The 23,039-nt window shown below is 61.2% G+C and carries 18 protein-coding genes and 1 CRISPR repeat array; of the genes, 9 read left to right on the plus strand and 9 right to left on the minus strand.

Annotated features, from left to right (window positions below):
• Window positions 1-8: 8 nt before the first annotated feature.
• From BW995_RS13030 to ahpF, 3 genes are all read left to right on the plus strand, one after another.
• Window positions 9-2,750 (plus strand): sensor domain-containing diguanylate cyclase, encoded by a 2,742-nt coding sequence (locus tag BW995_RS13030; protein ID WP_076400823.1) that lies wholly within the window; start codon window positions 9-11, stop codon window positions 2,748-2,750.
• Between the two features lie 272 nt (window positions 2,751-3,022).
• A complete protein-coding gene (ahpC, locus tag BW995_RS13035; protein ID WP_076400824.1) occupies window positions 3,023-3,586 on the plus strand; it encodes an alkyl hydroperoxide reductase subunit C in 564 nt (187 codons plus the stop codon).
• A 238-nt stretch (window positions 3,587-3,824) separates the two neighbouring features.
• Window positions 3,825-5,405 carry an alkyl hydroperoxide reductase subunit F gene (gene ahpF, locus BW995_RS13040; protein WP_076400825.1) on the plus strand — a complete coding sequence of 527 codons (1,581 nt, stop codon included), beginning with the start codon at window positions 3,825-3,827 and terminating at the stop codon, window positions 5,403-5,405.
• Window positions 5,406-5,677: 272 nt separating this feature from the next.
• A CRISPR array of direct repeats spans window positions 5,678-5,970; the repeat unit is 31 nt; unit sequence GTTTCAATCCACGCCCCCGTAAGGGGGCGAC.
• Window positions 5,971-6,347: 377 nt separating this feature from the next.
• Here the strand turns inward: ahpF and BW995_RS13045 are convergent.
• The 4 genes from BW995_RS13045 to BW995_RS13060 form a co-directional block, all read right to left on the minus strand.
• On the minus strand, window positions 6,348-7,445 hold the full coding sequence (locus tag BW995_RS13045; RefSeq protein ID WP_076400942.1) for a GGDEF domain-containing protein: 1,098 nt from the start codon (window positions 7,443-7,445) through the stop codon (window positions 6,348-6,350).
• 34 nt (window positions 7,446-7,479) lie between these two features.
• A complete protein-coding gene (locus tag BW995_RS13050; RefSeq protein WP_076400826.1) occupies window positions 7,480-8,349 on the minus strand; it encodes an SDR family oxidoreductase in 870 nt (289 codons plus the stop codon).
• Complete coding sequence (locus tag BW995_RS13055) at window positions 8,349-8,975, minus strand: hypothetical protein (RefSeq protein ID WP_139332897.1); 627 nt, start codon at window positions 8,973-8,975, stop codon at window positions 8,349-8,351. Before BW995_RS13055 ends, BW995_RS13050 begins: the two co-directional genes overlap by 1 nt.
• A 143-nt stretch (window positions 8,976-9,118) precedes the next feature.
• Window positions 9,119-9,697, minus strand: a complete 579-nt coding sequence (locus BW995_RS13060) for a hypothetical protein (RefSeq protein WP_076400828.1) — start codon at window positions 9,695-9,697, stop codon at window positions 9,119-9,121.
• A gap of 171 nt (window positions 9,698-9,868) precedes the next feature.
• Between BW995_RS13060 and BW995_RS13065 the strand changes: the two genes are divergently transcribed.
• Complete coding sequence (locus tag BW995_RS13065) at window positions 9,869-10,636, plus strand: tetratricopeptide repeat protein (protein ID WP_139332898.1); 768 nt, start codon at window positions 9,869-9,871, stop codon at window positions 10,634-10,636.
• A gap of 340 nt (window positions 10,637-10,976) precedes the next feature.
• Here the strand turns inward: BW995_RS13065 and BW995_RS13070 are convergent, their stop codons facing one another.
• From BW995_RS13070 to BW995_RS13085, 4 genes are all read right to left on the minus strand, one after another.
• On the minus strand, window positions 10,977-12,647 hold the full coding sequence (locus BW995_RS13070) for a methyl-accepting chemotaxis protein (protein ID WP_076400830.1): 1,671 nt from the start codon (window positions 12,645-12,647) through the stop codon (window positions 10,977-10,979).
• A 633-nt stretch (window positions 12,648-13,280) separates the two neighbouring features.
• On the minus strand, window positions 13,281-14,951 hold the full coding sequence (locus BW995_RS13075; protein ID WP_245821440.1) for a methyl-accepting chemotaxis protein: 1,671 nt from the start codon (window positions 14,949-14,951) through the stop codon (window positions 13,281-13,283).
• A gap of 381 nt (window positions 14,952-15,332) precedes the next feature.
• Window positions 15,333-16,169 carry a tRNA glutamyl-Q(34) synthetase GluQRS gene (gene gluQRS, locus BW995_RS13080; protein ID WP_076400832.1) on the minus strand — a complete coding sequence of 279 codons (837 nt, stop codon included), beginning with the start codon at window positions 16,167-16,169 and terminating at the stop codon, window positions 15,333-15,335.
• A 97-nt stretch (window positions 16,170-16,266) separates the two neighbouring features.
• Window positions 16,267-17,949: a methyl-accepting chemotaxis protein gene (locus BW995_RS13085; protein ID WP_076400833.1), complete on the minus strand. Its 1,683-nt coding sequence runs from the start codon at window positions 17,947-17,949 to the stop codon at window positions 16,267-16,269.
• Window positions 17,950-18,834: 885 nt separating this feature from the next.
• On the opposite strand from BW995_RS13085, the gene BW995_RS13090 reads away from it, so the two are divergent.
• On the plus strand, window positions 18,835-19,395 hold the full coding sequence (locus BW995_RS13090) for an HNH endonuclease (protein WP_407656318.1): 561 nt from the start codon (window positions 18,835-18,837) through the stop codon (window positions 19,393-19,395).
• 90 nt (window positions 19,396-19,485) lie between these two features.
• Here BW995_RS13090 and BW995_RS13095 read toward each other — a convergent pair whose 3' ends face one another.
• Window positions 19,486-19,989 carry an Lrp/AsnC family transcriptional regulator gene (locus BW995_RS13095; protein ID WP_076400834.1) on the minus strand — a complete coding sequence of 168 codons (504 nt, stop codon included), beginning with the start codon at window positions 19,987-19,989 and terminating at the stop codon, window positions 19,486-19,488.
• A gap of 112 nt (window positions 19,990-20,101) precedes the next feature.
• Between BW995_RS13095 and BW995_RS20540 the strand changes: the two genes are divergently transcribed.
• The 4 genes from BW995_RS20540 (at window position 20,102) to BW995_RS13110 (ending at window position 23,030) form a co-directional block, all read left to right on the plus strand.
• Window positions 20,102-20,554: a hypothetical protein gene (locus tag BW995_RS20540; RefSeq protein ID WP_139332900.1), complete on the plus strand. Its 453-nt coding sequence runs from the start codon at window positions 20,102-20,104 to the stop codon at window positions 20,552-20,554.
• A gap of 15 nt (window positions 20,555-20,569) precedes the next feature.
• Window positions 20,570-21,511: a thioredoxin-disulfide reductase gene (trxB, locus tag BW995_RS13100; RefSeq protein WP_076400835.1), complete on the plus strand. Its 942-nt coding sequence runs from the start codon at window positions 20,570-20,572 to the stop codon at window positions 21,509-21,511.
• A gap of 223 nt (window positions 21,512-21,734) precedes the next feature.
• Window positions 21,735-22,643 (plus strand): LysR family transcriptional regulator, encoded by a 909-nt coding sequence (locus BW995_RS13105; RefSeq protein ID WP_139332901.1) that lies wholly within the window; start codon window positions 21,735-21,737, stop codon window positions 22,641-22,643.
• A gap of 3 nt (window positions 22,644-22,646) precedes the next feature.
• On the plus strand, window positions 22,647-23,030 hold the full coding sequence (locus tag BW995_RS13110; RefSeq protein WP_076400836.1) for a DUF1636 domain-containing protein: 384 nt from the start codon (window positions 22,647-22,649) through the stop codon (window positions 23,028-23,030).
• Window positions 23,031-23,039 lie beyond the last annotated feature (9 nt).

A 23,039-nucleotide genomic window follows, 5' to 3' on the forward strand; every position in this document is an offset into this window, starting at 1 on the left:
GGTGACAGATGAAGAGAACCATCGGGCTGGCCATTGTGGTGCTGCTGACCTGCATCGCGGTCCTGACCGGACTCGATCAGTATCAGCGTCTGCACCACGATCAGGCCATCGCCGAGACTCTGGACCGCCAGCTTCCCCCGTTTCAAGCCCGCTTGCAGGCCCGGCTTGACGGCATTGTGGCCGAAAACCGCACGATGGCCGCCGCCATTGCCACCCAGCCGGACCTGCCAGTCAGTGCGGTGACCGCTTTGGCACAAGGGGCCGTTGCCCGTCAGCCCCGCCTGCTGAGCGTGCTGGTCGCCCACAGGCTGAAGGTTGGCTTCGTTTATCCAGCCAAAGGCAACGAAGCGGTGATTGGCCTTGATTACGCCCTGCACCCGGAATTCATGGGCTCGATCAATCGCGCCATCGCCACCCGGGACACGGTCGTTGATGCTCCGGTCAGCTTGATGCAAACCGGTCGCCCCGGACTGGTGATCCGCACACCGATGTTCGACAAAGCGGGTGATCTCAGTGGCTTGATCTCGATGGCGGTCGATATCGAAGGCTTGCTGATCGAATCCGGCCTGCTGGAACCAACGCTGGATTTCAGTATCTCGATCGAGCAGCACACCAACGGACAGCCTCCAACACGGCTGTTCGGCACCCCGGACGACACACAACACCCCACCAGCACCGCCCGGATCATTCTGCCCGATGGCGTCTGGACCCTGTCGGCGACCACCCGGGTTGCCTTTGATCAGGAACACGCCGAAGCCACCCTGCTGTGGCCGATCGGGGGCGGGCTGACCCTCCTGCTGGTTCTGCTGATTCTATGGCGCGGCGGTGTGCTGAAGCTGCTGGCCGAACAGCAGGGCGACCGCCCGGCGGGAAAAGCCACCATCCGCGTGCGAACCCTGATGATTCTGGCGGTGGTGGTCCCGACGCCGCTGTTGATCGGTGGTGTCGCCCTGTTGTTTTACCATACCTCGATGCAGGCCGCGGATCACATGGAGCAGCAGCAGGTCAACGAACTGGCCGAGCAGGTCCGCGAGCAGGTCAGCAGTTTTTTTGCCATTCCCCGCCAGGTCGCGGCCTTTAACGCCGACCTGTTCCGCTATGGCCTGCTGGACCCGAGCGATCCGGTGACCCTGCAAACCACCTTGCTGGCGCAGTTTCGGCAACAGCCCTTGCTGACCTTTTTGTCGATCGGCACTGCCGAAGGAGACTATTACGCCGCCAGCCGTCCGCCCCGCCGCGATGACAAGACCCTGCGCCTGTTGCGGGCCACCACCGCCGAAGGGCGGGAAATGAAGCTGTTCCGCGTCGATGACACCAACCAGCCCAGCCAGCAGGTTCCGACCTCGGGCAATGCCTTTTTCGACGCCCGCACCCGTCCGTGGTATCAGGCGGCCCTGAATTCGGAAACGCTGAAGTGGTATCCGGCCTATCGCTATGGCATTGATGACCCGAACGGCCTGTATGATGCCATCGGTATCGGCATGTCCGCCCCGCTGTACAGTACCGACCACCGCTTTCTGGGCGTCATTGCGGCAGATGTCTCGCTGTCACAGTTGGGAGCCTTTCTGCACAAACACCTGAGCAGTCTGGGCGGCGTTGCCTTTCTGGCAGAACATGATGGCACCTTGCTCGCCAGTTCGGACGACAGTGCCATCTATCATCTGGATGACACCAGGACCCTGCGGATTCGCGCCGATCAAAGCGATACTCCGGCCATCCGCACCGCCGGAGCCATCATGCGGGCAGCCAACAGCCCGGCGGACAGCCGTTCCATTGAGGTGAATGGTCAACGCCATCTGCTGAACTGGCAATCCCTGCAACTGCCTGACGGGCCCCTGCTGACCATCGCGCTGGTGATGCCCGAACACCGCCTGTCGAACGGCAGCGGCAAAGCCCTGCACACCGTTGGGTCGCTGTTGCTGGTGGTCCTGATCCTGGGCGGTATTGCCGCACTGGCCTTTTCCTACTGGTTCACCCAGCCCCTACTGGCGCTGGATCGCTGGGCCCGCCATCTGGGAGCCGGAGAATGGAACACCACTCTGCCAGTCGATAGTGCGATTTCCGAACTGTCCGGTCTGTCGCACTCACTGGGGACCATGGCCACACAGCTTCAGCGTCACGCCGCCGAACTGGAACAGAAGGTGGCTGAACGCACGCAGGAACTGGCCGACGCCAACCGCCGACTGGCGCAACTGTCGCGCACCGATGGCCTGACCGGCCTTGCCAATCGTCGCCATCTGGATGAAACGTTTGCCAACGAGTGCGCCCGTGCACACCGCAGCGGGCAAGCGCTGGCGGTGATGCTGATCGACGTCGACCTGTTCAAACCCTACAACGACCTCTATGGCCATCCGGAAGGCGACGAAGCCCTGCGGCAGGTCGCGACCGTCCTGCAGAGCAGTTGCCGCCGGGCCAGCGATCTGGCCGCCCGCTATGGCGGTGAAGAATTCTGTGTCCTGATGGCCGATACCGACCCGGCGGGAGCCATGGCACTGGCAGAACACATCCGGGGCGCGGTCGAAGCCCTGAGTCTGCCGCATGAAAAATCCGCGTGCGGCGTGGTGACGATCAGTATTGGTGTCGCCAGCTGGCTGCCTGCGGCGACGCCTCTGCCCGTGACCGAACAGACTCTGCTCCGTTGGGCTGATCAGGCCCTCTACCGGGCAAAAGAGGCGGGCCGCAACAGGGTTGTTGTCCATGAATCCTCACAGGAAAACCATCCGGCACAGGGCCACCAGCCTTTGGCCTGAACCACACAGTGTCCTGTCTTTTTATTTTTACCTCTAGGCCCTTGCCACAACCTTATAATCACTCCACAGTATGGGGCGGTTCTTGAACGTGCTTTTTCCGGCACGGTCACGCACCGGGGTATGGTCAAATACCCCTACGAGGAGTAGCCTTATTGCAGAGCACGGAAGCATCGCTTTTTTCGATCATTATGTTCAAAAAAACGAGTTTCCCAATCGAATGAGGTCTCGCTAGTATCAGCCTCGGTTCAGCAATCAACGCAACGGAGAGCGTAATGTCCCTGATTAATACCGAAGTGAAGCCGTTCCAGGCCAAGGCGTACAAGGACGGCCAGTTCATCGACGTCAGCGATGCCGACCTGAAGGGCAAGTGGTCGGTGGTGTTCTTCTACCCGGCCGACTTCACCTTCGTGTGCCCGACCGAACTGGGCGATCTGGCCGACAACTATGCCGAATTCCAGAAGCTCGGCGTGGAAATCTACAGCGTCTCGACCGACACCCATTTCTGCCACAAGGCTTGGGCTGACGCTTCGGACGTCATCAAGAAGATCAAGTACACCATGGTCGGCGACCCGACCGGTGCGATCTCGCGCAACTTCGAAGTGATGATCGAAGCCGCTGGCCTCGCCGATCGCGGCACCTTCGTGATCGACCCGGACGGCAAGATCCAGATCGTTGAAATCAATGCCGGTGGCATTGGCCGTGACGCCCTGGAACTGCTGCGCAAGGTCAAGGCCGCCCAGTACGTCGCCTCGCATCCGGGTGAAGTCTGCCCGGCCAAGTGGCAGGAAGGCGCCGCCACCCTGAAGCCGTCGCTCGATCTGGTTGGCAAGATCTAAGCCAGTCCGCGCTACGGGCGGGATCGTCTGATCCCGCCACCGGCTCCCCGCCCGGTCCCCCTTATTTCGGGGGCCAGCGGGGGCTGGGTCGCCTCCCCCGCCTGCCCTGTTCGTTAGTCCCTTTTTTTCATCTTTCACCGGCCATCAGCCGGTTCCCCCGTCGCGGGCGATGATCACGAGCGCGCCAGCCGGTGCGCCGACCGCCCCCCTGTATCCAGAGCACAAGGAGTCTCACCAGATGTTGGACAGCGGCCTGAAGACCCAGTTGAAAGCCTACCTGGACATGCTGACCCAGCCGATCACGCTGGTTGCCAGCCTCGACGACAGCGAAAAGTCGCAGGAACTGCGCAGCATGCTGGCCGATATCGCCGAGCTGTCCGACAAGGTGAGCTTTGATGACGCCGGCAGCGATGCCCGCACGCCGTCCTTTGACATCGTGCGCAATGGCACCGATGTGCGCGTCACCTTTGCCGGTATCCCCGGCGGCCACGAATTCAACTCGCTGGTGCTGGCGCTGTTGCAGGTCGGTGGCCACCCGTCGAAGACCGCTCAGGACGTGATTGCCCAGATTCAGGATCTGGACGGCGAATTCCTGTTTGAAACCTACTTCTCGCTGTCCTGCCAGAACTGCCCCGATGTGGTGCAGGCCCTGAACCTGATGAGCGTCATCAACCCGCGCATCAAGCACGTTGCCATCGACGGCGCGGTGTTCCCGCAGGAAGTCGAAGCCCGGCAGGTGATGGCCGTGCCGACCGTGTTCCTCAACGGCCAGCCGTTCGCTCAGGGCCGGATGAGCCTAGAACAGATTCTGGCGATGGTCGATACCAACGCCTCGGCCCGCGCCGCCGAAAAGCTGAAGGACAAGGCCGCCTTTGACGTGCTGGTGGTCGGCGGTGGCCCCGCCGGGGCTGCGGCCAGCGTCTACGCCGCCCGCAAGGGGATCAACACCGGGGTGGTCGCCGAACGTTTCGGTGGTCAGGTGCTCGACACCATGGCGATCGAAAACTTCATCTCGGTCCCCTACACCGAAGGCCCCAAGCTGGCCGCCGCGCTGGAACAGCACGCCAAGGAATACGACGTTGACATCATCAACGTCCAGAAAGCCGAAAAGCTGATCCCGGCGACGACTCCGGGTGGTCTGATCGAGGTACAACTGGCCAGCGGAGCCTCGTTGAAGGCCAAAACGGTGATCCTGTCCACCGGCGCCCGCTGGCGGTCAATGAACGTCCCCGGCGAAACCGAATACCGCAACAAGGGCGTCGCCTACTGCCCGCACTGCGATGGTCCGCTGTTCAAGGGCAAGCGCGTGGCGGTGATCGGCGGCGGCAATTCCGGCGTCGAAGCGGCCATTGATCTGGCCGGGCTGGTCGCCCACGTCACCCTGATCGAATTCGACAACAAGCTGCGCGCCGACGCCGTGTTGCAGGCCAAGCTGCGCAGCATGCCCAACGTCACCATCCTGACCTCGGCGCTGACCACCGAAGTTCACGGCGACGGCAGCAAGGTCAACGGCCTGTCGTACAAGGACCGCACCACCGACCAAATCCACCGGCTGGAGCTGGAAGGCATCTTTGTGCAGATCGGTCTGGTGCCGAACACCGAATGGCTGAAGGACACCATCGCCCTCAGCCCGCGCGGTGAAATCGAGGTCAACGCCCGTGGCGAAACCTCGGTCCCCGGTGTGTTCGCTGCCGGTGATGCCACCACCGTGCCCTACAAGCAGATTGTCATTGCCATGGGCGAAGGGGCCAAGGCCGCCCTGTCCGCCTTTGACTACCTGATCCGTCAGGTGCCGGTCGACGCCACAGCCGCGGCCTGATCCCAGCCGCTTGCTCACCGGGGGGATCTCTCCCGGTGAGGCTGTCCCGGCCCGTCCGCCTCCCCCCCCTTGCCTCGGGCGGGCCGATCCACCGCCCTTTCTGCACCAGTGTTCTCTCCCGGGTGTGGAAAGGGCGGTTTTTCTTTTTCTGAGGGACTCTGGTGGGAAGGGTCGCGGGGCCCTGCCCCGCCCCCCGCTGGGGCCTGGAGGCCCCAGACCCCCGTTTTGGGGGAAAGGGGGGATCGGGAGCGGCATGGGTCATCGCATCAGAGGGTTCGATCTACGCCCCCGTGAGGGGGCGACTCCGAATCCGGGCGCTTCGGGACTTCGGGGATGTGTTTCAATCCACGCCCCCGTAAGGGGGCGACTTCGACGGGGCGATCTTCGCCCCTCAGGTCGGGGCGTTTCAATCCACGCCCCCGTAAGGGGGCGACAGACCCATGACCTTGATTTTTGGTTCATTGTCAGGGTTTCAATCCACGCCCCCGTAAGGGGGCGACAACCAACACATCGCCCAGCCTCAAAGCCATGTGCGTTTCAATCCACGCCCCCGTAAGGGGGCGACGGCACCCACTATAACAGACTGTCTTTGCTCAGGAAAAGCCCCCTGTTGCGCGAACCTCTCCGAAATTTCCCGAGAAACATATGTAGGCATACAACACGAAAATCAAAACCGTTTCTTTTCAATAAGATAACCGAGCGCGAACCTCCCGGGGATTTCCGACACGCTTGCGGTTCGCGCAAGCAGATATGACAGCACACTCCATGGCATGGCATCACTTCACAGCGACAGCCATCCGTTACACACATCATCCTGAAAAGAAAAAAGAGGGGTTTGAGGACATTGGTCCCCAAGCAGGTCCGGGCAGCAGCCCGGCGGGGTCCCCAAGCAGGTCCGGGCAGCAGCCCGGCGCACCTCCCACGCGAACCCCGGTGCTCCCCTTAACTCACCACCACCTGATTGCGCCCGCCATTCTTGGCGCGGTACAGGGCCTCGTCGGCGCGCGCCAGCAGGTCGGCGATGGTGCGCGCCTGATCCTCGGCATAGGGCACATCAACCGCCACCCCGATACTGACGGTAAAGCGCAACTCGCTGCCATCCTTCATCGGCAGACGGATGGCCTCGACCTGCTGGCGCAGGCGTTCGGCCAGCACCACTGCCCCGGCGGCGGCGGTGTTGGGGAGGGTGATGGCGAACTCCTCGCCGCCACAACGCCCCAGAACGTCCAGCTCGCGGATGGCCCGGCGGCAGGCATGGGCGAAGCTCTTCAGCGCCTCGTCACCGACGGCATGACCCCAAGTGTCATTGATCACCTTGAAGTGGTCGATATCCAGCCCCAGCACCGCCAGCGGACGGCCCATGCGGTGGGCATGGTCCAGTTCGAGGTTTGACAGGTGGTGGAAATGGCGCAGATTGGCGACCCCGGTCAGGGCGTCACGGGTGGCGAGGATTTCCAGTTCTTCCATATGGATGCGGGAATCACTGTAGGTTTTCAGGCTGAGCGCCAGATCCACCAGCGCCCCGTCATGACTGAGGCGCACCGGCACCCGCCCGACCACCAGCCGCAACAGGGACGTTTGCGGGTCTTCCAGTGCGGGCGGCTGTCCGCCCTGCCCGGCCACCGGATAGGCCCCGACCGCCAGCCGGTCTGGCCCCAGCGGCAGCACCAGCCGTTGCCATGTCTCGAAATGATCACCGAACTTGCCACTGTACGACCGCCACAGCGGGCACTGGTTGCGCTGGGCATAGGTATATTCAAACTCCAGCATTCCGCGCTGGGAAGCGGGCAGAATCTCGCTCGGCAGCAGGTCGATCACCTCGCCGGTCAGGTCCTTGCCAAAGTTGGCGACAAAGGCGGCGCCATAATGCTGATAGCGGCTTTTGGCGCCGTTCATTTCGATGATCAGCATGTGGTCAACGTGCCCGGCAAAGGCCTCCAGCGGCTCGACCGGCGCGCAGTCGCTTTGCCAGGCCAGAAACAGCCGGGCCAGCCGCTCGTCCATCACCGTACACAGGGTATCCCAGGGAACAGCCATCATCATCATCGACCCATTGCGCTGCGGAGTCGTGAGCTTACCCTTGGGAAAGAAGGGCTTGCAAGCCCTCGCGGTAGGTCGGATAGCGCAACTGCACCCCCAGCTCCTGTTTGATCAGGTTGTTGCGCACCCGGCGGCTGTCGGCATAAAAGCTGCGGGCCATCGGCGACAGCTCGGCCTGATCAAAGGGAACATCCGGCGGCGGGTCCATCCCCAGCAACGCGGCAGCATGGCGCAGCGGCTCTTCCGGCGGCGTCGGCTGGTCGTCGCAGACGTTATAGATGGCGCCGGGACGGGGGCGGGCGATGGAGGCCTGAACCACCGTCGCGATGTCCTCGACATGAATCCGGCCAAACCACTGGTTTTCCTTGATGATGCAGCGGGCACCGCCTCGGCGGACCTGATCGAGCGCATTGCGCCCCGGCCCATAAATCCCCGCCAGCCGGAAGATGTGCGCCGCTGGCGTCAGCGCTTGCCAGTCCCGCTCGGCCCGGTCCCGCCGCGCCGCCCGCGACAGGTTAGGCGCCACGGGTGTCTGTTCATCGACCCAACCGCCCTGATGGTCGCCATAGACGCCAGTGGTGGACAGATAGCCGATCCATGCCGCGCCACAGGCCAGCAGGTCATCGCGGTGGACGGTCAGCACCGGGTCGCTGTCATCGTCGAGCGAACGCGGGCTGCCGGGGGGAACCGACGACAGGACATGGGTCACGCCGTCGAAGGCCTGCGACGGCAATGGCGTCGAGCCGTCGAACTGCCACGGCGTCACCCCCAGCGCCGCCAGCGCGGCACAGCCTTCGGCGCTGCGGCTGGTGCCGTGAACGGTCCAGCCTTCGGCCAGCAGCCGGGTTGCCAGCACGCGGCCACTAAAGCCCATGCCAAAGCACAACAGCGAGCGGTGCGTCATCACATCGCCCCTTTCAGCATCATCATTATCATCGTGACAGCCACAACGGTCATCGCCTGCACGCCAAAGAAGGCCGCCACCATGCCGGCACTCTGCCAGCCCGACAGCCCCAGCCCGACCCGCGCCGCCCGCCACTGGGCCAGCAGCACCGTCACCAGCACCGCCAGTTGCAACAGGCGGGCAGCCGGGCTGCCGATGCCTTCCAGCAACAGCAGCAACACCGTTTTCATCAGTTCCGCCCACATGGCAGGCACCAGAAACGGCAGCGCGTTGGGGCCGACATCCTCAAGGCTCAGTTTGCGCTGCAGGCGTTTGCCGTGCCAAAAGGCGGTCAGCGCAATGGTCGCCAGACTGGCCGCCGCCGCGGCCGCCATCGACGGCAGGATTGCCCCGACCATCATCCGCAGGACCGGATGTTCCAGCAGGTTGGCCAGATGGGCGGCAATCGCCGCCGGGACCACCGCCTGACTCAGGATAAAGACCCGCCAGTAGGCCCCCGACGTCAGGACAAAGCGGTTAAAGGCGCCAGCCCGGTCAAAGGCCAGTTCTCCGACTCCCAGCACGGCAGCAACCGTTTCCTGAACCGGATTGGGGCTCCCGACGGGGAGAGACGGATCTTTTGACACCACACACACCTTTTTGCCTGCCTGCACTCGCCAAAGGAGCGTGGCGCTGAAACCTCCGCCCCGCGACAGGGGCTGTGCGCTGAAGATAATAAGCGACAGGGGCGGCGGCTAGAGTGTTTTCCTTAAAAGTCGGTGCCGATGGCTCACAGCCCGGCAATCAGCAGCAACGAGCCATTCACAAACACAAAGCCGACAAACTCGGCACAGGCATAGGCGAGCAGAACACCTGCCGCCTCGATGCGCGACAGGCACAAGCCAAAGCGGGCCGCCTGCCAGGCCGTGTAGAGCGCCACCCCGGACAGGGCAACCCGTGGCCACCAGTCCGGCCAGCCCGACAGTTCCATCCCGAACGACGCCACCCGCCAGACCAGCACCGCGCTCCACAGGACAGCGGCGATCCACAACAGCGGAATCAGGAACCGCAGGATCAGATGATCCCACTCTTCCAGCATGCCCATCACCATCATGATCTGCACCGCCGCCGCGCTGCCTCCCAGCACACTCAACCCCACCAGCGCCCCGTGATAGGCCACCAGCAGGCTGTCGCGCGCGGTCAGGGCGGCAAAGGCCACTTCGCCGGTCAGGATGATGCCCAGCACCAGCCAGAATACCCGCCAGAACGCTGCCGGGCTGAGGTCAAGCCTCCCCAGAGCCTCTCGTCGCCCCAGCAGCAGGCCGGTCAGGGCGGGAACAGCGTGGCGGGCGTCTCGTGTCAGGTCCATGATCGCACTCCCTGTGCACCGGATGTCCTACCACATCGGCAATCGCCACGCCGTTTTCTACCCTTCCTCTGGCGTATACGGCGTTTTTCTGCTTCTGTCCTGCTGACAAACCGGCGTGCCTGCCCCATGGTCAGCGCAGACGGCCCCATTCCAACAGCACCGAGGCATGTGGTGAACAAGACAGGCATGTGGATGATCGGCGGTATCGTGCTCGCGCTGGGGACGGCGCCACAGGCGGCCCGGGCGGCCGGGCTGGAAGAGATCAATCCCGAAGTGGAATACCGCACCTGTCTGGACATGGTGCGCAGCAAGCCCAAGGCGGCACTGGAATATGCCGGGCAGTGGGCCGGGCTGGGCGGCGGCATTCCCGCTGAACACTGCAAGGCGTCGGCGATGGATGCGCTGGGCGAACATCACGCCGCCGCCACCCTGCTGGAAGATCTGGCAACGCAAAAGCGGGCCACCGCCGAAATCAAGGCCAGCCTGCTGCAACAGGCCGCTGCGGCGTGGAGCAGTGCCGGGCAAACCGAGCGGGCACTGGGGGTGCTGAACGCCGCCATCACCGTCAACCCGCAAAATTCCGACCTGTACGAAGACCGGGCGGTGCTGCTGGCCAATGACAACAAGCTGTGGGAAGCCATTGACGACCTGAACACCGCCATCGACCACCAGCCGCAACGGGTCAGCGCCCTCGCCCTGCGGGCTGCCGCCTATCGCCGGTTACAGGTCTATGATCTGGCCGGAGCCGACATTCAGAAGGCGACCAAAATCGCCCCCAAAGACCCGGACCTGTGGCTGGAGGCGGGCAATCTGGCCCTGGCGATGAAACGCCCGAATGACGCCCGCCAGAACTGGATGGCCGTTCTGCGGCTGGCCCCGGACAGCGCCAGTGCCGACGCTGCCCGCAACAACATTGAAAAGCTGGATGTGAAACAATAGGGTAGTGAGCGCAAAAGTGGTTCCGGTTTTGCACACAATCACTGCGACAGAACAAAAGGTTAGAGCAGCGTTCCTGCGCCCGGTCACAGTACACGACAGTTGGTGGAAATCAGTGCAGGCTGCCGCCTGAACTGCTCGGGGGCCAATGCCCTCAAACCCCCATTTTTCTTTGAATTCAAAGGAATGGGGTCTGGGGCCGACTGGCCCCGGCGAGGTGTGGAGCAGCGCTCCACGTCCTTGTTCCCTAACTGTCGTGTCCTGTGGCACGCTGGTCCAAACCTGACCAGACAGGGGCCACCGCCCGGTTTTCCGCGACGACAGCCCCTGTTTGATGGTGAGATCAGGCCGACCGGATCCCGTTCAGGAACTCTTCGACCGTCTGCCGCAAGCCGACCGCCTCGCGGTTCAGTTCCTGCGCCGCACCGTGAACCTGTCCGGCGGCGCTGCCAACATGGGTTGCCGCCAGCGACACCCCTTGAATGTTGCGGCTGACCTCATCGGTGCCATGGGCGGCTTCCTGTACGTTGCGGGAAATTTCCTGCGTCGCTGCCCCCTGCTCTTCCACCGCCGCCGCAATGCCGGCCGCAATGTGGCTGATCTGCTCGATGGTTCCGACGATCGCGTGAATGGCATCCACCGCGCCGCTGGTTTCCTGTTGTACGGCGCTGATCTGCTGACCAATCTCATCGGTTGCCCGGCTGGTCTGGTTGGCCAACGATTTGACCTCGTTGGCGACCACCGCAAAGCCCTTGCCCGCCTCGCCCGCACGGGCAGCCTCGATGGTGGCGTTCAGGGCCAGCAGATTGGTCTGATTGGCCACGTCGTTGATCAGGCTGACCACCTCGCCGATGCGCCCAACCGCCTGGGTCAGTCCGGCCATGCTGCGGTTGGTGGCCTCGGCCTGCTGCACCGCCTGTGCGGCAATGGCGCTGGAATTCTGCACCTGCCGACTGATCTCGTTGACCGAGGCATACAGCTCTTCAGTTGCCGCCGCCACCGTCTGCACGTTGGTCGAGGCTTCCTCTGACGCGGTGGCCACTGCCGCACTCTGGGCACTGGTTTCCTGTGCCCCGCTGGACAGGGTTTGCGACGCCTGGTTCAGATCCTGCACCGAGGTCGAAACGGTCGCCAGCAAGCGATGGATCGAGGTGTCAAAGGTGCTGCACAGGCTTTCAATCCGCACAGCGCGCTCACCACGGGCCAGTTCGTCCTGCCGCTCGCGCTCCTGCATCCGCGCCCGTTCGATGGCGTTTTCGCGGAACACTTCCAGCGACCGGGCAAACGCACCGATTTCGCTTTTGCTGTCGGTGTACTCGATGGTGATCGAGCTGTCCCCGTGCGACAGGCGGTCCATGTTCTGGCTCAGGCCGTTCAGCGGTTTGGCAATCGAACTGCGGATGACCACCGACAACCCGACCACCACCAGCAGGATCACCACCACGATGCCGCCCAGAATCGCCGCATCCAGCCAGAAGGTATTGTAAACGCTGTCCATATAGACACTGGCGCACAACACCCAGCCCCATTCGGGAATCACCACGATGTAGGCCAGCTTTTCCACCGGCTCGTCGGTGCCCGGCTTGGGGCGCCAGTAGGTGATGAAGCCGTGGCCGTCCTTTTTCGCCGCTTGCAGGATGTCGGCCACAAAGCTGCGCCCGGTCTTGTCCACCTGCTGCTTGCCATCCGTCCGTTCCAGAGCCGGTTCGGTCGGATGCATGACGAACGTCCCGTCCATATCGACGATAAAAATGTAATCGTCTTCGGCAAAACGGATTGGCCGCAGGGAATTTTTGGCAAACACCTGCGCGCGGCTCGCGCTCATCTCGCCGCTTTTGTCTTTTTCGATGTAGCCCTGCACCACCGACGCCGCGCTGTCCACGATGTTGCGGGTGCTGGTCTGACGGTCGTGCATCAGCTCGCTGCGGATCATCAGCAAACTGACAAACATGATGGCAATCATGCCAACAACGGAAGCCGCGACGATCAACACCAGTCGCGTCGCGATAGTCATGTTATTGAGCACGGTCCTGGCTCCTGTGTTGTCTTGCCCACCGAAGACAGGGGCGAGATGGTCCAGTTCTTTGTGTCAAAGGCCGAGGGATCGGTCTGCTGAGGTCTGCAGCACACTGTCCCTTGTTGTTTTATGGCCTTTAAGGCGTCCTCCGTTCTCAACTGACAGTTCTTCTACACTGTTTTGGGGGTGTTGGTACATGGTTTGTAGACAGGGAATACTTTTATCCCGCCCCATCCATACAACAGTGCAAAAGGGGTAAAAAAGGCCACGATACCTGTCCATTTTCCTGCGCGATCAGAAACGATGCAATATATTGATATAACAAGATATTATTTTACCTTACCGTAAAACACCGGCCAATCCGCAGTGTGATGGCTGGACTTTTCCGTTTTTCAGAAAAAGTAAAAAAGGGCGCTCTCATATGAGAACGCCCTGATTGAACGGCACACAATTTCATATGTTAACGACTGATGAGAGCTGTGAGCGTGGCTCACAACACAATCCACGACAGTTGGTGGAGAATGGCGGACTACCGTCCACACCTCGCCGAAGCCTCAAGGCCCCGGCGAGGTGTGGAGCAGCGCTCCACGTTATTTGAGGCTCACAGTTCGAGAGCACTTTTCAGGCTTTTTATGCCGCCCGAATTCCTCCCAGGAAATCCTCGACCGTCTGACGCAGGTCTTCTGCCTCCCGGTTCAGGTGAAGGGCAGCGTCATGCACCTGTACAGCCGCCTCATCGACATGTCCGGCAGCCACCGATACCCCTTGAATGTTGCGGTTGACCTCGTCGGTGCCATGGGCGGCTTCCTGAACGTTGCGGGCAATTTCCTGCGTCGCGGCTCCTTGCTCCTCGACAGCGGCGGCAATCCCGGCGGCAATGTGGCTGATGTCCTCGATGGTCCCGGCAATGGCCCGGATCGCTTCGACCGCCCCACGCGTTTCCTGCTGCACCGCACCGATCTGCTGGGCGATTTCCTCGGTCGCCCGGCTGGTCTGGTTGGCGAGTGATTTTACCTCGTTGGCCACCACGGCAAAGCCCTTGCCCGCCTCGCCCGCGCGGGCCGCTTCGATGGTCGCATTCAGGGCCAGCAGGTTGGTCTGATTGGCCACGTCGTTGATCAGGTTGACCACTTCGCCGATCCGCCCAACAGCCACACTCAGGCCTTCCATGCTGCGGTCGGTGTTGTCAGCCTGCTGAACCGCCTGTGCGGCAATCGCACTGGATTGCTGGACCTGACGGCTGATTTCGTTGACCGAGGCGTACAGTTCTTCGGTGGCTGCCGCCACCGTCTGCACGTTGGCCGATGCCTGTTCGGACGCCGCCGCCACTGCGGCACTCTGCACGCTGGTTTCCTGCGCTCCGGTCGACAGGTTTTTCGATGCCTGATTAAGCTGCGTCACCGATGTGGCCACTGTCCCCAGCACCCGCTGCATGGTCGAGGCAAACGACGCACACAGGTTTTCGATTTTGCCAGTCCGTGCCACCCGGGCCTGTTCTTCCTGATGTTCACGCTCTTGCATGCGCACACGCTCGATGGCATTGGCGCGGAACACTTCCAGCGCGCGGGCAAAGGCCCCGATCTCGCTTTTGCCGTCCGTATCCTCAATGGTGATCGCCGTATCCCCTTGCGACAGGCGTTCCATGGTACCGGTCAACACCGCCAGCGGCACGGTAATCGATCGCTGGATCAGCGCCGACACCCCGGCCACCACCAGCAACAGCACCACCACCATACCGCCCAGCCACAGGACGTCCTGCCAGAAAATCCGGTCGACATCATCAATATAGATGCCAGTCCCGACGACCCAGTCCCATTGCGGAACGGCACGGACATAGGACAGTTTTTGCACCGGCTCGTCACTGCCGGGCTTGGGCCACCAATAATCGACGAACCCCTCGCCTTTGCTGCGGGCCTGTTCGACCATTTCAGCGAAAAAGAGTTTGCCTTCCTTGTCCCTGATCTGGCTGCCATCGGTGCCCTCCAGCTCGGGCTTGACCGGATGCATCAGGAAGATGCCCTTGCTGTTGAGCACATACAGGTAATCATCATCCCCGAATCGCATCGCCCGCAGATTGGCCAGAACCGCCTCACGGGCTGCCTGATCGGTCATCTCTCCGCGTTTGACCTTTTCATCGTATGACCTGAGCAGACTGCTGGCCGTATCAATGATGTTGTGCGTATTGATTTTGCGGTCACTGAGCAATTCGCTGCGCAAGACCATCAGGCTGACCAGCATGACCGCCATCATGCCAACAATCGCTGCGCCGACGATCAGCGACAGGCGCGTCGCAATAGTCATGGATTTCAACATGTATGCATTCCTCTCTATCGGATCAACAGAGGGGGGCTGTTGGATCCTGACCGCTTACGGCTTTCGTTGCATTCAACAAGCTGGGGGAGCGGTTTTGTTCATTAGATATCACATATACTCACTGAGATTGGGTTAAGGTCAATGACTATGTCTCAAGGAAAACGTAGCACCGAAAGCTGATAACTGGAAAATAGTCCAGATAAATAAACTTTATATGTTTATGGATATTCAGATAATCATGCACGACGATACCGTGGAATATTTTAATTTATCTTCAGGGTAGGTATCGCATTAGCGGAAAGTAGTAGCCGAAACACTGTAAACGTTAACACAAACAACAAACAGCACACATGAATGGAGTGAATATTCCTAAAACCCGGCAAGGGTGTGAACATCCCGCGCCGTCAGCCCCTCGGCCCGCATGGCCCGCAAGGTTTTGGCCTGATCCCGCTTGGCCAGCCGCTTGCCATCCGGGCCACACAACAGACCGTGAAACTGATAGTCCGGCGTCGGCAAGTCCAACAAAGCCTGTAGCAGACGATGGACATCGGTCGCCGCCCGCAGGTCTTCGCCGCGGGTGACCAGCGTCACCCCTTGCAGGGCATCATCAACGGTGACTGCCAGATGGTAACTGGTCGGGGTATCCTTGCGCGCCAGCACCACGTCCCCAAATATCTGCGGTTCCGCCCGCTGCACACCCTGCCTGCGGTCGGTCCACAACAGGGGACCGCCGGACATCTGCTGCGCCTGCTGTACGTCCAGCCGCAGGGCATAGGGAAGACCAGCAGCCAGCCGTTCCTGTGCCTCGGCCCGCGACAGGCCCCGGCAGGTGCCCGGATACAGCACGCCATCCGGGCCATGGGGAGCGCGGTGAATGTCCCCCACTTCCCGCACAATGTCAGCCCGGGTGCAGAAACAGGGATAAAGCACTCCCAGTTGCTCGAGAGTACCCAGTGCTTGCCGATAGTCCTCCAGATGCTGCGATTGCTGGCGCACCGGCTGCTCCCAGTGCAGACCCAGCCACGCAAGATCGTCGAACACCGCCGCTGTGTACTCCGGGCGGCAGCGCGTCTGGTCGATGTCTTCGATGCGCAGCAAAAAACGTCCGTTGACCGCATGGGCTGCCGCAAACAGGGCGGCATGCGCATGCCCAAGGTGTAAAAAACCGGTTGGGCTGGGGGCGAAACGGGTCACATCACCGGGCATGGGCTGTTCCTGTAGCGGTCTTTGGCATCCCCATAATACTCGAAAGGACAAGGGTCCGTCCCAGGGAAGCGCCCTTATCAATCATTGGCATAAATGTTTATACGCTACGAACATTACCCAGGAACGACTCGACCGTCTGCTTCAGGGTTTCCGCTTCGGTATTCAAGTGCACGGCAGCATCGTGAACCTGTTCGGCGGCCTCCCCGACCTGTCCCGCAGCCACCGATACCCCTTGAATGTTGCGGTTGACCTCGTCGGTGCCATGGGCGGCTTCCTGTACATTGCGGGCGATTTCCTGCGTCGCCGCCCCCTGTTCCTCGACCGCGGCGGCAATCCCGGAAGCAATGTGGCTGATCTGTGCGATGGTGTCGGCAATCGTCCGGATGGCCTCGACCGCACCTTGCGTTTCCTGCTGCACCGCCCCGATCTGCTGGGCGATTTCCTCGGTGGCACGGCTGGTCTGATTGGCGAGTGATTTTACCTCGTTGGCCACCACCGCAAAGCCCTTGCCAGCCTCCCCGGCGCGCGCGGCCTCGATGGTCGCATTCAGCGCCAGCAGGTTGGTCTGACTGGCAACGTCGTTAATCAGGTTGACCACCTCGCCAATCCGCCCGACAGCACTGCTCAGCCCCTCCATGCTGCGGTCGGTGGCCTCGGCCTGCTGGACTGCCTGCGCTGCAATCGCACTCGACCGCTGGACCTGACGGCTGATCTCGTTGACCGAGGTGTGTAGCTCTTCGGTCGCTGCCGCCACCGTCTGCACGTTGGCCGAAGCCTGTTCCGACGCCGCCGCCACCGTTGCACTCTGGACGCTGGTTTCCTGCGCCCCGTTCGACAGGCTTTCCGACGCCTGATTCAGTTGGACAACCGATCCTGCCACCGTTCCCAGAACCCGTTCCATGGTCGCAGCAAACGACGAGCACAGCGTTTCAATCTTGCCCGCCCGCGCCATGCGGGCCTGTTCTTCCTGATGTTCCCGCCGCTGCATCTCCGCGCGCTCGATGGCATTTTCGCGGAACACCACCAACGCCCGGGCAAAGGCGGCAATCTCGCTTTTGCCGTCAACGTCCTCGATGGTGATTGCGGTATCTCCGCGCGCCAGACGTTCCATGTCACGGGTCAGCACCCCCAGCGGCACGGTGATCGACCGCTGGATCAACACCGACAGACCGACAGCCAGCAGCAGGATCACCACCACGATGCTGCCCAGCCACATCACGTCACTCCAGAAAATCCGGTCAACGTCATCAATGTAGATGCCGGTCCCGACAAACCATTTCCATTCCGGCAAGGCCCGTATCGACGACAGCTTTTCCATCGGTACGTCACTGCCGATCTTTGGCCACCAGTAGTGGACGAAGGCCTCTTGCCCCTTCCCCGCCAGATCCATCATCTCGGCAAAGAAGGCCTTGCCCTCCCTGTCCTTGATGATGCGGGAGTCGGTGCCTTCGAGTTCGGGCTTGATCGGATAGACCAGAAACCGGCCCTGCTGGTCCATCACATAGAGATAATTGTTATCACCATACCGGATCGCCCGCAGATCGGCTGCCACGGCAGCCTGAGCCGCCTGGACCGTCAACTCGCCGCGCTGGACCTTCTGTTCATAAGACCGCACCAGCGTGGTTGCGCTATCCAGAACGTTGCGCGTGTTGGCCTTGCGATCGTCGATCAATTCACCGCGCAACACCATCAGGCCGACGATCATCACCGCCACCATGCCAATCACTGCAGCCCCCACGATCAGGGAAAGGCGGGTGGCGATGTTCATGGTTTTAAACATGTCTCTCTTCTTTTCCATCAGATCGGTGCCGACAACCGTGCCCACCGTCCACTTCGCCTCCCCTGTCCGAAAGATCACGGGGAAGGACAGGGTATCTTTCAGAACTCAACAATTTCTTATCAGAAAAAATTATTGCGCAATAAACGGAATAAAGTGAAAAAGTTGCATCAATGGTAGATAGCAGAGGAAGGGCCCAAGGCGCGCCACAGCATAATTATGCAACACCCCCTTTTACTGCACCTCATGATAGAATATTGACCGCCTTCTGGACTTATAAATACATGGATGAAAGTATATTACTGGTGGAAAGGCAGGGGCCTTTTCTCGTAATTCCTTAGCCTTAAATCCACAGCAGACCAGCACGGATTTTCTGGACCCAGACCCGTCCTTTGGTCCGGTGCGGCCAGCCCGGTTAAACCTCGCCAAGACCTGTGCGGCAGTGCCGTAAAAAAACATCATCAAAGTTTTACACACGACTTGGCGGCAAGAGCCGTAAAAGATACCATATCTTGCTTGCTACCGAGCCGCCGCCCCTGTGGATGCTTTTCCCGCAGGATCCCCCGACCGACGGCCCGTCCTGTTTGCCTGTCCTGCCTGCGGGGCTGGCGCGCTGCATGGATCGCCCTCCGACTCTTGTGCAGCACCATCACTGCGGCACGTCAAAAGGTTAGACCAGTGTGCCTGCGTCAGAGCGTTTTTCAGGAAGAATGATCCCCGGTTTTGCGATCCGGAATGCCCTCTCCCACCACACGCAGGGCACTTTCCGTCATCAACCGGCATCCCCTTTTCCCTGATGCCGCTCTGCCTTCCGCAGGCGAGCCAGAAATCTGGCGACCGGATCAGGGCCGCGTCCCCTGCCGGTTCGGGAGAACGAGGTGATGGACCGTGTTGGCTGTCTTTGAAAAATCCCCGGTATTGGTCCTCAATGCCGACTATCGCCCGCTCAGCTACTTCCCCTTGTCGCTGTGGTCCTGGCAGGATGCCGTCAAGGCGGTGTTTCTTGACCGGGTCAACGTGGTGTCAGAATACGAGCGCGAGGTTCATTCCCCGACCTGCTCATTCCGCCTGCCGTCGGTCATTTCCCTGAAAGAATATGCCCCGACAGCGCGCAAACCGGCCTTTACCCGCTTCAACGTCTTTTTGCGCGACCACTTTACCTGCCAGTATTGCGGCCAGCGGTTTGCGGTCCATGATCTGACCTTTGACCACGTTGTGCCCCGCTCACGCGGGGGGCGGACCGAGTGGCTGAACGTCGTTGCCGCCTGTGGCACATGCAACCTGCGCAAGGCCAACCGCACGCCGCAGGAAGCCGACATGCCGCTGATCAGGCAACCCTATCGTCCGAACAGCCACCAGCTTCAGGATCAAGGCCGCCGCTTCCCGCCAAACTATCTGCATGAAAGTTGGCGGGATTTTTTATATTGGGATTCCGAACTGGAGCAGTAAGCGCAAGAGTGGGAGCCGCAAAACGCAGGCCCCACCATACAAAAAGGGCACCGTCTCACAGCGGTGCCCTTTTTGTATGGTAGAAAAAACTTACGCCGCCCCTTCGTCGCTGTCGCCCTCATCCACCTCGATCGGCACGCCCGGCTTCAGCTTGCCGGTGCGGATGGCCAGCGCCGATTTGACGTGCGCCACATTGGGGGCCGCAGTCAGACGGGTGGTCAGGAATCGCTGGTAATCATCCCAGTCACGCGCCACCACTTTCAGCAGAAAGTCGGTCTCCCCGGCCAGCATGTGGCACTCACGGACCTGTTCCCACTCGTTGACCAGTCCCTCAAAGGCGCGCAGGTCGGCTTCGGCCTGACTGTTCAGCCCGACGTGAGCAAAGATGGTCACGTTGTAGCCCAGGGCACCGGGATCAACGTCGGCGTGAAAGCCGCGAATGTACCCGGCCTCTTCCAGGGCCCGCACCCGGCGCAAGCAGGGAGGAGCCGAAATTCCGGCCCGGCGCGCCAACTCCACGTTGGTCATCCGCCCATCGTCCTGCAAATCGCGCAGGATACGGCGATCGATCCGATCCAGCTTGACTCGCTGCATGGCTTTTATGCCCCTCTCGTGGACTGCGGCCCGCACAACGGACCGGCTGAGTGTTTCATTCGCAGTTTACCCCCCTGCGCCTGTCGGATGTTTCCGCAGCGCCAGGGGTCTGATGCGTCCCGTGCCTTCGATTATTTGTTTCAAACGCAACGTTACGCAAGGAAATTACAATCTAGTGGGCCTTTATCGCAATGACAATACGTCATCACGCAATAAATTAACCCACCTGTTGCGTAGAGTTCCCGTCCGACGCGCCATGGCACCGGAAAAGGGCGGTTCTCCTACACCGAACCCCCCAAGAATGCCAGAGGGAAATGCCCAAAAAAGTGATAATTTTCGAACTTCGCGCAAAAATGGCTATTTTTACAGCATTAAAGGCCGCTTTATAAGTCGATTCGACCAACATAAGACCCATCTGATGGACGCTTTGGCGATTTTCGCCCGGCTCCGCTCCCCCACAGCCACCAAAAAAGCACCGGATACGGCCCGCAACGGCAACAGTCCTCTTTTCTTGGCGGAGAACGGCGCTTATCTTCTGCCGCAATCATTCCCGTTTTACCGATAAGGTTGCCGTTTCATCATGGCTGATCACAAGACCAAAGTCCTGATCCTCGGGTCGGGCGCAGCGGGCTGCACCGCCGCCATCTATGCCGCCCGTGCCAATCTGGAACCGATCATGGTTGCCGGACTGCAACCGGGTGGCCAGTTGACCATCACCACCGACGTTGAAAACTATCCGGGCTTTGCCGAACCGATCATGGGGCCGGAGCTGATGGAGCGCATGCAGCAGCAGGCGATCAACGTCGGCGCATCGCTGATCCACGACATCATCGTCGAAGCCGACCTCAGCAAGCGTCCGTTCGTCTGCAAGGGCGATTCGGGTGATACCTACACCGCCAACACCCTGATCATCGCCACCGGCGCTTCGGCCCGCTGGCTGGGGCTGGACAGTGAACAGGCCTATTCCGGTCGCGGCGTGTCGGCCTGCGCCACCTGTGACGGCTTTTTCTTCCGCAACAAGCCGGTGGTGGTGGTCGGTGGCGGCAACACCGCCGTCGAAGAAGCCCTCTATCTGGCCAATTTCTGCTCGTCGGTGACGCTGGTCCATCGCCGTGACAGCCTGCGTGCCGAAAAGATCATGCAGGACCGCCTGTTCAAGCATGAAAAAATCACCTGCGTGTGGAATTCGGTGATCGACGAAGTGGTCGGGGATGACAGCGGCGTGACCGGTGTCCGCCTGAAAAACATCGAAAACGGCGAAACCAGCACCCACGATTGCCACGGCGTGTTCATTGCCATCGGCCACAAGCCGAACACCGACCTGTTCACCGGCCAGTTGCCGATGGACGAGACCGGCTATCTGATCACCACCCCGGGCAGCACCAAAACCGCTGTCGAGGGTGTGTTCGCCGCGGGTGACGTGCAGGACCACATTTTCCGTCAGGCGGTGACCGCCGCTGGCACCGGGTGCATGGCGGCGATCGAAGTCGATCGTTTCCTGTCGGAAAAGGGCGAACTGTAAGGCCGGAAAGACGGTGCAGCGGGAAAGCCCTGCGCCCTCGTCTGTCCGCCACCATTCCGCCAAAATGGTGCATCATAAAGCCGGGACTCGGGGTTTTCCCTGATCCCGGCTTTATGTCCTATGCACAAAACTTGTAGCCCGTGCGCAAAAAGCGCATAACATTTTCTCAACCATGCCCACAGAGATGACGCCCAAACAGATGAGACAAGGGGGAAAGGCTTCCATGCCAGCACGACAGGGCACCATGATGGACTGGGACAAGTTGCGGGTGTTTCACACCGTTGCAGAAGCAGGCAGCTTTACCCACGCCGGTGAAATCCTGAACCTCAGCCAGTCGGCGGTCAGCCGCCAGATTTCCGGGCTGGAAGAGAGCCTGACCGTCTCGCTGTTCCACCGCCACGCGCGCGGGCTGATCCTGACCGAACAGGGCGAGTTGCTCTATCGCACCGTCCACGAGGTGTTTGCCAAGCTGTCGATGGTCGAGGCCCGCATCACCGAAAGCCGTGAAAAGCCGGAAGGCCCGCTGAAAGTCACCACCACCGTTGCCTTTGGCTCGGTATGGCTGACCCCGCGCATCACCTCGTTCATGGAAGACTATCCGGGCATCGACATGTCGATGCTGCTTGATGACGGGGAAATCGATCTGGCGATGCGTCAGGCCGACGTGGCAATCCGCTTCACCACCCCCCGCCAGCCGGACCTGGTGCAGCGCCATCTCGCCACCCTGCACTATCACGTCTATGCCGCGCCCGAGTACCTGAAGAAATACGGCATGCCGAAAAGCCCGGCGGACCTCGACAACCACCGGATCATCATCTATGGCGATGACAGCAAGGCGCCGGTGGAAAACATGAACTGGCTGCTGTCGGCAGGCACCTCCACCCCGCGTCAGCCGGTGCTGCGGGTCAACAACATTTATGGCATCTATCGCGCCGTGCAGTCCGGGATGGGCATTGCCGCCCTGCCGGATTACTTCTCGACGGTGGCGACCCAGCTGGTGCAGGTGTTGCCGGAACTGCGCGGCCCCAGCTTTGACTGCTATTTCGTCTATCCGGAAGAACTGCGCCATTCCAAGCGGGTGACGGTGTTCCGTGACTTCCTGCTGGAAAAGCTGTCCGAGCAGGATTTCTAACCGATGAGCGAGATTGTTCTGCTGGTGTGCGAAACCTGCCGCCACCCGGAAGACCCCGCCACCACCCCGGCGGATGACGCCGCTCCCCTGCCACGCAGCGGGGAAAAGCTGTTGGCAATGGCACGGGACCATCTGGCCGATGTTCCCGGTGTCCGCGTTGACAGCATGCGCTGCCTGATGGCCTGCCGCCGCCCCTGCGCCGTCCACCTGCGCGGGCCGGGACGGATGGCCTATGTGCTGGGAGATTTCCCCGCCGAGGACAGCAGCGTGGCGACGCTGGCCGAGTATATCCGCCACTACCACGCCAGCAGCGACGGGGTGGTGCCGTTCAAGGACTGGCCGCAAGGGGTCAAGGGACGGTTCATCGCCCGTATTCCACCGGTTTAGAGCATTGTG

This window comes from Insolitispirillum peregrinum, from assembly GCF_900156605.1.
In the GTDB taxonomy this organism is placed as follows: domain Bacteria; phylum Pseudomonadota; class Alphaproteobacteria; order Rhodospirillales; family Rhodospirillaceae; genus Insolitispirillum; species Insolitispirillum peregrinum.